The 1727-nt window shown below is 39.5% G+C and carries 1 protein-coding gene; it reads left to right on the top strand.

The features are described 5' to 3' along the window. Positions 1 to 1727: choice-of-anchor J domain-containing protein (locus P6733_RS17835; RefSeq protein ID WP_306354310.1), on the top strand; the 1727-nt coding region annotated here is incomplete at both ends.

Raw genomic sequence — 1727 nt, 5'->3', positions numbered from 1 at the left:
TTACTTAAATGGAGATGATGTAGTGTATGCATATACACCAGACTTTACAGGAGCAATCAATATGACGATGACTCCACAAGGTCAGAAAACAGGTATGTTTGTTTATACAAACTGTGCTGATATTGGAGTAAACTGTGCTGCAGGAGTAGCCAATGGAGGATCTGGTATTCGTGCGATCCAAAACTTTGCAGTAACTTCGGGAGTAACATATTATATTGTTCTTTCCTCATTACCAGCACCACAAAACTTTTTATACAATTTAGCGATAGAACGAGTTTTCTGTTTAGCACCAACAGCATTGGCCGCTAACCCGATTACTTCTTCTACAGCAGATTTATCATGGACGGAGAATGCAGGTGCAACTTCATGGGAAGTAGCTGTTCGTACAGTAGGAACAACAGGACCAATTGTAGCAACTGCTACCACTACTGCACCAAGTTACCAAGCACAGTCTTTATTACAAACTACAGCCTATGAGTATTATGTAAGAAGTTCATGTGGAGCAGGAACTTTTAGCCCATGGACAGGTCCCTTTAATTTTGTAACACAATGTGGATTATTCCAATCCCCATTCTTTGAAGGATTCAACTCAACGTCATTATCAGAAGCTTGTTGGACAGTAACGAATGTTGATGGTGGACAAGCATGGAATATGAACTATGCTTTTAACCCTTTTGAAGGAAATCAATCTGCTTCTATCTCAACGACAGTTGCTACAAACAATGATTGGTTAATTTCACCACGTGTTCACTTAACAGGAACTCAAAGATTAAAATTCAGATACCGAGTTGGAGCAGCAACAGCGCCAAGTGGATTTAAAGTTTTAATATCAACAACAGGAACAGCTCCTGCAGATTTCACTACAGAATTATTACCAGTAGCAAGTTATACGAATATAGAATATTTGGAGAAAATAATCTATTTGAATACTTATACTCAAGATGTACATATCGCATTCCAAGTTCCACCAGGAGCAGGAGGAGCAGCGAATTCAAGATTATTTATTGATGCTGTAAGTATTGAAGAGATTCCATCTTGTCCAGAGCCATTGAATTTGACGGCAGGCAATATTGGATTGAATACTGCAGATTTATCATGGACACAAGGATTCCAAGAAACAGCATGGGATATTGTGGTACAAGCACCAACGGTGGCAGCACCAACACCCGCTACAGTAGGATTACCAGTACCGGGAACTACACCAAACTACCCAGCAGCAGGTTTAACACCAGGAACAGATTATGTTTACTATGTTCGAGCAAGTTGTGGACCAGGAGGAAAGAGTGCTTGGGTTGGACCTTACCAATTCAGAACATTGTTATGTTTAGAAACTAGTAAATGTAACTATACTTTCCGAATGACAGATTCAGGTGGAAATGGATGGCAGGGTAATACGATGAATATTGTTCAGAATGGAGTAACAGTTGCAACAATCGGTTCGACTTTTACAACAGGATCAGGACCAATTGATATTAACGTAGCAATGTGTCCAGGAGTAGAATTCAAATTAATCTGGAATACAGGTGGAACAAACTTCGCTCAGGTAGGGATTGCTATTTACGATACTTCACAAGAAGATGTTTATATCAAAGCACCAGGAATTGGAGTACCAGGAACAACATTATTCACAGGAATAATGAATTGTACCCCACCATTGTGCAAAAAACCAAAGAATTTAACAGCTACAGGAATTACACAATCTGGAGCTTTATTAGGATGGACAGAAG

The sequence above is a fragment of the Flavobacterium aerium genome, assembly GCF_030766725.1.
Classification (GTDB): Bacteria; Bacteroidota; Bacteroidia; order Flavobacteriales; family Flavobacteriaceae; genus Flavobacterium; species Flavobacterium aerium.
The sequence above is the reverse complement of the archived record's forward strand: the minus strand, read 5'-3'. Positions and strand labels throughout refer to the sequence as shown.